At 42.5% G+C, this 6993-nt stretch carries 4 protein-coding genes and 1 riboswitch; all 4 genes read right to left on the bottom strand.

What is annotated here, in order from left to right; all coding sequences use genetic code 11:
• Positions 1–301: 301 nt before the first annotated feature.
• The 4 genes from ptsG to guaA all read right to left on the bottom strand — a co-directional run bounded on the left by ptsG (position 302) and on the right by guaA (position 6905).
• Positions 302–2362 carry a glucose-specific PTS transporter subunit IIBC gene (gene ptsG / locus AC3WTL_RS23260; protein ID WP_163141768.1) on the bottom strand — a complete coding sequence of 687 codons (2061 nt, stop codon included), beginning with the start codon at positions 2360–2362 and terminating at the stop codon, positions 302–304.
• 215 nt (positions 2363–2577) lie between these two features.
• The gene (glcT, locus tag AC3WTL_RS23255; RefSeq protein ID WP_048010860.1) at positions 2578–3420 is read right to left on the bottom strand and encodes a glucose PTS transporter transcription antiterminator GlcT; all 843 of its coding nucleotides are present in this window, start codon (positions 3418–3420) and stop codon (positions 2578–2580) included.
• A gap of 315 nt (positions 3421–3735) precedes the next feature.
• A complete protein-coding gene (locus AC3WTL_RS23250) occupies positions 3736–5064 on the bottom strand; it encodes an NCS2 family permease (protein ID WP_048010861.1) in 1329 nt (442 codons plus the stop codon).
• Positions 5065–5197: 133 nt separating this feature from the next.
• A riboswitch (purine riboswitch) is annotated at positions 5198–5299 on the bottom strand.
• 85 nt (positions 5300–5384) lie between these two features.
• Positions 5385–6905, bottom strand: coding sequence for a glutamine-hydrolyzing GMP synthase (gene guaA / locus AC3WTL_RS23245; RefSeq protein WP_163141780.1), 1521 nt, complete (start codon positions 6903–6905; stop codon positions 5385–5387).
• Positions 6906–6993: the final 88 nt, after the last annotated feature.

Here is a 6993-nt window from a genome sequence, read left to right as displayed (position 1 = left end):
TTTGTCTTTTCGAAAAAGACTAATGATTTAAACGTTGACGTATTGTTCGTTCAGTTTTCAAAGATCAATCCGCCGCTCAGAAGCGACTTTATTAATATATCATTTCTCAATCGCTTAGTCAACAACTTTTTTTAAAACTTTCAAATGCTCTTAGCGTCTCAAGCGACTGTTTTTCTATAATAACACCTGTTGCCCAAAGGGTCAACAAGTTATTCAAAAAAAAACACAAAAAGTTTATTATCCTATCAAATAAAAAGAAACCAGCTGTTTGAACCGCAGCTGGTTTCTTCTATATTATATATCATTGTTTTGAGATGACGATGATATCTTTTTCTTTAAGATCAACAGCGCCAGGCTTATTAATTTTAATTGCCTCACCCTGCTGAAGGTTCGTGAAGACGATCGGTGTAATAATAGAAGTGGCGTTTTCCCCGATATAATCAAGGTCCACTTTCAATAGCGGCTGTCCCGCTTCTACACGGTCATTCTCAGCAATTAACGCTTCAAATCCCTGACCTTTCAGATTAACCGTATCAATACCCACATGAATCAGGATTTCGCGGCCTGAATCAGAAAGGATGCCGATTGCATGCTTTGTCGGGAACATGTTAACAATTTTCCCGTCTACCGGTGAAACTACAGTTCCTTCTGAAGGCACAATCGCAAAACCATCACCCATCATTTTACCTGAGAATACAGCGTCAGGCACTTCTGTAATTGGTTTGATTTCACCTTTTAATGGTGCAATGAATGCATCTTCTTTATGTTCAGTCTGAAGAGCCTCAGGATTTACTTCTTCAATCTGCTGCTCCACTCCGCCTTCTGGAGCTTTTTCAACTGCGCGCGGTCTTTTGCCGCTCATGATATCTTTCATTTGGCCTTTGATTGTTTCAGATCTTGGGCCAAAGATAGCCTGAATGTTGTTTCCAACTTCCAGTACTCCAGATGCGCCAAGTTTTTTCAAGCGTTCTTTGTCTACATTTTTAATATCGTTTACTGATACACGAAGTCGAGTAATACACGCATCAAGATGAGCGATGTTTTCTTGTCCACCCATAGCATCAAGAACTTCATATGGAAGATCTCCACCTTTGCCTGAAGCAGCTGATTCTTCATCTTCTACTTCTTCACGACCCGGAGTCATTAAATTAAATTTGCGGATGGCAAATCTAAAGCCAAAGTAATAGATCACAGCAAATACCAATCCAACCGGAATAACAATCCAGGCATTTGTCTGAGGGTTGATTAATCCGAATAGGATATAGTCAATCAAACCGCCTGAAAAAGTCATGCCGATTTTTACATCCAAGAGATGCATGGTCATAAACGAAAGACCTGCAAACACAGCGTGTACAGCAAACAGGATCGGAGCTACAAACAAGAATGAGAATTCAAGCGGCTCCGTGATACCTGTTAAGAAAGAAGTTAATGCCGCAGACGCCATAAGACCTCCGACTACCACTTTCTTTTCAGGACGTGCTTCATGATAAATGGCTAATGCAGCTGCAGGCAGACCGAACATCATGAACGGGAATTTACCAGTCATAAATGTTCCCGCAGTAAGGTTTTGTACATTGTCACTGATTTGCGCCATGAAAATCCGCTGGTCACCGCGGACTGTTTCACCTGCATTCGTTACATACTGTCCAAATTCATACCAGAACGGAGAGTAGAAAATATGATGCAGACCAAAAGGAATCAGCGACCGTTCAATTAAGCCAAAAATGAATGCTGATAAAGTCAGGTTCGCATGAACCATGTTTTGTGAGAAGGCATTTAATCCTTCCTGGATCGGCGGCCAAATAACCAGCATCAGCAAACCAAGGACTACTGATGTTGCAGCCGTAATAATGGGAACGAAACGTTTCCCGGCAAAGAATCCTAAGTATGAAGGAAGTTCGATTTCATAGAATTTGTTGTATAATGCAGCAGCGATAATCCCAACTATAATACCGCCGAATACACCTGTCTGCAGAGTTGGAATTCCTAAGATATTCGCATAATTAAGCCCATTTACATCCTCTGCCGTTATTCCGGCAGCCGTACCCATTGTCACGTTCATAATCAAATAACCGATAATGGCAGCAAGTGCAGCTACACCTTCACCGCCTGCCAGACCAACAGCTACACCAACCGCAAATAGCACTGGCAAGTTAGCAAAGACGATATCCCCTGCTTTTTGCATAACCTGGGCAACGATCTCGACCCCGCTGTTATCCAGGAACGGAGCCAGCTCAAGAAGCGCCGGATTCTGCAGAGCCGCACCAAGAGCAAGCAGGATCCCCGCTGCAGGCAGCAATGCTACAGGAAGCATCAAGGCTTTCCCGACTTTTTGCAGGACGCCAAATACTTTTTTAAACATATGTTAACCCCCTAAAATTTTTACTCATTAAGCGTTTTCATTTAATAGCGGCAACCATTAAAAAATAAAAAAGGCATGAGGAAAAAAGGATAGAATTCAGGTGCATACAAGGGTATCATACCCTATTTACCTAAATTCAATTACCTTTCTTCACTCATGCCTGATCGAATCAGTAACACGTAAAGACTTGCCATTACTGGACAAGATAATCGTAATTAATTTATTTTCTTTTGAAGCCTTTGCAGATGCATAGTCAGATACACAGCTTCTGCGTTATAGACTGGTTTTTTTAATGTTTGCTGCATTACTTTAATGAGCTTCCAAGAGAGATTGTAGCACACCGGATATTCTTCTTTCAAGAGTGAAGTTATTTTTTCCGGTTCTTCTACGACCTCCCCTTTGTTAACCCTTTCAATGGTGAAGCGGATGTGGCGGACAAGCCTCATATAATCAATGCTGTCTTTATCAATTTGAATATCCAGCTGTTCTTCAATCATGTTAACGAGATGGGTCACCAGCTGAGAATGCTGATTCACTTCGGATAAATCTCGATTCATTACCGCACTATGCACGTGCAGGGCAATAAATCCAATCTCTCCTTCCGGCAAATAAATACCTGTACGATGCCCTATAAGGTTTACAACTTCCTGGGCAATTTCGAATTCAAATGGGTAAAGTGTCTTCGTTTCGACCAGAAAAGGATTCCTCATCTCCATCCCATTCTTCATGCGTGTTATCGCAAACATCAAGTGATCAGTTAACGCAACGTGGATATGTTCATTAAGCATGGAGTTTGCCCTTTGTTTTATCAATTGGATGGAGGAGATAATTGCTTCAAGCAATTGATTATCCACATAGGGCATGAGCTTCAGATAATTCTCCTGCTCTTTTTCATTTTTAAGCACAAAGAGCTTTTCAACCAAACTAGAATCAATTGGCTGGCCCGATTTCCGGTTGAAGCCAATCCCTTTCCCAATCAGGACGACTTCTCCCAATGACTCATGGCTGCCAATCAGGACGTTATTATTCAGTACTTTTTTTACCTTATACTCACCCATTCTCTTCTCCCCGCTCATTAAACAAATGTACTCTCATGGTATAAAAGCATGTCCGGGAAGTCAACGGATCGACTTGAATTAAGAAAAGAGAAAGGTGCTTTAACCTTTTAGACGGATTGAAAGAAATGTTAAGGCGATCGCCCAGGGACGACTATCATAAGACGGTTCCTGTAAAAAGGTGTTTTTTACTTTCGGAAAGGGACGACTTAGACCCGAGAGTCCCTAGGAGCTGAAACTAGACAAGCTTAGGCTTGAGAGCCGATGGCGCCACTTTATAAAAAGAGACCCGCATCCCAGCGGGTCCCACACATCCTGTTACTTCAAGAAAATGAAATACATAACAAATATGACAAACAGCACATACATAATTGGGTGAATCTCTTTGATTCTTCCTTTTACAATCATGGTGATTGGGTAGAAAATAAATCCGATTGCAATTCCTGTTGCGATGCTGTAAGTCAATGGCATTGCAATAATTGTCAGGAATGCCGGGACAGCAATTTCAAACTTTGTCCAATCAATGTTGCCTAATGATGCAACCATCAATACACCGACAATGATCAGTGCTGGAGCCGTCACCGCAGAAGTAATAACTTCTAATAACGGGAAGAAGAATAATGATAGCAAGAAAAATCCTGCAGTGACAATCGATGCAAACCCTGTTCTCGCACCCGCCGCAACCCCTGATGAAGACTCAATAAAGGAAGTTGTAGTGGATGTTCCAAATATAGCACCAACGACTGTTGCTGTTGAGTCTGCCAGAAGTGCTTTACCTGCGCGAGGCAATTTATTTTCCTTCATTAAACCCGCCTGGTTGGCAACACCCACTAACGTTCCTGCTGTATCAAAGAAGTCGACGAACAGGAATGTCAGGACAACGACCAGCATGCTGGTTGAGAAGAATGAAGGGTCGCTGTATGCCCCGAACGCCGCTCCGAACGTTGGAGCCACACTTGGCACGGAATCAACAACCTTTCCCGGAACATCAATTAAGCCAGCAATCATCCCAGCAACTGTGGTGATTACCATACCTATAAAAATTCCGCCCTTAATTCCTTTTGTCATCAGAATAACTGTTATCACAATGCCGAAAATGGCCAGTAGCACATTTCCATCAGTAAAATCCCCTAATCCAACAAGGACAGCATCATTGTTGACAATCAGCCCTGCACTTTGAGCGCCGACAAATGTAATAAACAAACCGATTCCGGCACTGACCGCATACTTTAATTCAGCAGGAATGGAGTTAATAATTTTTTCACGCAGACCTGAAAGGGATAAAAAGATAAAGATAATCCCTGAAATCAAAACCCCGCCTAATGCATGCTGCCAAGGGATTCCCATCGTTAAAACAACAGTATAAGCAAAAAATGCATTCAATCCCATACCCGGAGCAAGTGCAATCGGATATCTGGCCAGCACCCCCATCAATAGGGATCCAATTGCCGCAGCCACTGCTGTTGCCACAAATACTGCCCCATAGTCCATTCTCATGGCATCCGGCAAATCCGGTATATCCATTAACGATAAAGTAATCGGGTTAACGACTAAAATATAAGCCATTGCTAAAAACGTTGTGAGTCCGCCGATGAATTCACGGCGATAGTTAGTACCAAGTTCTTCAAACTGGAAGTACTTCTTCATTTCTTTTCCCCCTATTGTCTATCCTTATTTTCACAATAAAAAAACTCCGGTATTGAGTACCGGAGCATTGACAACTGGCTCGTGCTTGCCATAGGGAAAAACAAAAAAGAATAAAGAATAAAGGCAAAAACATCCCTATTTGCACTTACCTCGTAGTCAAGCTATTTACGGCAGCTCGGTAGAAACTTTTGGGCCATATCCCCAAGATTATACGACGTAAAACGACATATTTAATTCTTCTTTATCATAGCACCTCAAAAAGTCCTAGTCAATAGAAAAAGCGAACATTTTCATGTCCGCTTTTTATTAATGTTCGTATTTTATTCCCACTCAATCGTAGCAGGCGGCTTGCTCGTAATATCGTACACAACCCGGTTGACATGTGATACTTCATTCACGATTCTTGTTGAAATAATCTCCAGTACATCCCAAGGGATACGTGCCCAGTCAGATGTCATGCCATCAATTGAAGTAACGGCACGAATTCCAATAGTATAATCATATGTCCGGGCATCACCCATTACTCCCACACTGCGGATGTCAGGCAGGACAGTGAAATATTGCCAAATATCACGATCCAGGCCTGCCTTTTTAATTTCCTCACGCAAAATGGCATCAGACTCGCGTACAATTTCCAGCTTGTCTTCTGAAATCTCCCCCAGAACGCGGATACCTAATCCTGGACCAGGGAATGGCTGCCTCCACACGATTTCATCTGGAATGCCAAGCTCAGTTCCCAATGCACGCACTTCATCTTTAAACAGCGTGTTAAGCGGCTCAATAAGCTTAAATTGCATATCTTCAGGAAGCCCGCCTACATTGTGATGAGATTTAATCGTCTGGGCAGTAGCTGTTCCACTTTCAATAATATCGGTATAAAGTGTTCCTTGCGCAAGGAAATCAATGCCTTGAAGCTTAGCAGCTTCATCATCGAATACATAGATGAATTCATTGCCGATGATTTTACGTTTTTGTTCAGGATCGCTCACACCTCTAAGCTTATTCATAAAGCGCTCCTGGGCATCCACTTTAATGACATTCATATTAAAGCCATCAGCAAATGTCTTCATGACGCCTTCTGCTTCATCTTTTCTCAGCAGGCCGTGATCGACGAAAATACAAGTCAGCTGGTCGCCGATTGCTTTATGAATAAGAACGGCAACAACAGATGAATCAACACCGCCGCTCAATGCGCAAAGAACTTTCTTATCTCCAACTTCCTGGCGGATCTTTTCCATTTCAATTTCAATGAAATTCTCCATTGACCAATCGCCAGTACAGCCGCAAACGCCGAACACAAAGTTTTTCAGCATATCATTTCCATGAACAGAGTGGCGCACCTCAGGGTGGAATTGAACAGCGTATAAACCGCGCTCTTCATTGCTCATAGCCGCAATCGGGCATGACGGATTGGTTCCATCCACTGTAAAACCTGCCGGAGCCTCTACGACAAGATCGCCATGGCTCATCCAGACAGTCTGTTCTCTAGGAAGATCTGTAAACAATTTAGATTCATTTTCAATTTTCATAATTGCCTTCCCGTATTCACGGTGCTTGGCAGGCTCTACTTTTCCATCAAAATGCATGGTCATCAGCTGCATGCCATAGCAGATACCAAAAATCGGCAATCCCAGTTCAAATATTTCTTCATCGCATCTGAAAGCATTTTCGCCATACACGCTGTTAGGTCCGCCAGAGAAAATAATTCCTTTCGGATTCATTTCCTTGATTTCTGCAGCTGTAATCGTATGCGGATGCAGCTCGCTGTACACACCAAACTCACGAATTCTGCGTGTGATTAACTGATTGTACTGGCTTCCAAAGTCCAGCACTACGATCATTTCCTGATTTTGAAGTTCTGTTTTCCCCGTCACACTGTTCACCCCATTAATTTTGTTATATTGCCTTTAGTCTTCTCTCCTGCAGATA

The organism is Cytobacillus sp. EB106-05-05-XG126 (assembly GCF_058791715.1).
This window is presented reverse-complemented; position numbering and strand designations above follow the sequence as displayed.

Coding starts and splice junctions, on each gene's coding strand:
- ptsG (WP_163141768.1), bottom strand. CDS start 2,362: ATGTTTAAAAAAGTATTTGGCGTCCTGCAAAAAGTCGGGAAAGCCTTG.
- glcT (WP_048010860.1), bottom strand. CDS start 3,420: ATGGGTGAGTATAAGGTAAAAAAAGTACTGAATAATAACGTCCTGATT.
- AC3WTL_RS23250 (WP_048010861.1), bottom strand. CDS start 5,064: ATGAAGAAGTACTTCCAGTTTGAAGAACTTGGTACTAACTATCGCCGT.
- guaA (WP_163141780.1), bottom strand. CDS start 6,905: ATGATCGTAGTGCTGGACTTTGGAAGCCAGTACAATCAGTTAATCACA.